This window comes from Leisingera sp. ANG59 (genome assembly GCF_013317235.1).
Taxonomy (GTDB): Bacteria; Pseudomonadota; Alphaproteobacteria; order Rhodobacterales; family Rhodobacteraceae; genus Leisingera.
Window position 1 is genome coordinate 1 of the sequence record NZ_WLCM01000107.1, and the last position, 530, is coordinate 530.

Annotated in this window: 1 protein-coding gene and 1 pseudogene; one reads left to right on the forward strand and one right to left on the reverse strand. The window is 64.0% G+C overall.

The window, feature by feature from the left end:
* On the reverse strand, nucleotides 1–232 hold a 232-nt coding region (locus GKC28_RS26145; protein ID WP_217434235.1), incomplete at its 3' end, for a transposase.
* 20 nt (nucleotides 233–252) lie between these two features.
* Here GKC28_RS26145 and GKC28_RS26675 point away from each other — a divergent pair.
* Nucleotides 253–387 (forward strand): annotated as a pseudogene (locus GKC28_RS26675) (IS5/IS1182 family transposase); the annotation flags it as partial.
* Nucleotides 388–530: the final 143 nt, after the last annotated feature.

Genomic DNA, 530 nt, shown 5'->3' on the forward strand with positions numbered 1-530 from the left:
CATCCGAATTGCGCTGGCGCGGGGCGGCGATCAAACTGGCGTCAACGATCTGACCGGCTCGCGGGATAAAGCCGGCCTGGTTGATGGCGCGGTCAAGTTCGTTGAACAGCGCATCCAGCGCATCCGCCTTGATCAGCGCCTCACGGAAATCCCAGAGCGTGTTGGCGTCCGGCACCGTATCGGCGATCCCGAGACCACAAAAGCGCATCCAGCTCAGCCGGTCGCGGACCATGCGCTCGGTCGCCTCAATACGAGGCACGGCTGGAGGCCAACGGGATGAAGAGCGAGATCCACCGTAAGAAGCCCCGCGGGCGACCAATGTCGACGCCCACCTCCAGGGCGAACGGGCGCAAGTCGGTTGTACGCTCCAAGGTCGAGCATGTTTTCGGGCATCAGCTTGAACTTGTTGGGGATCTGGCCGGGCTGCTGCGTCTTGCAGCGGCTGCGGAAGGCCCGGACACGAAGAAGGCTCCGGACGGTTTGCCCGAAGCCTCGAGATCCACCGTAAGAAGCCCCGCGGGCGACCAATG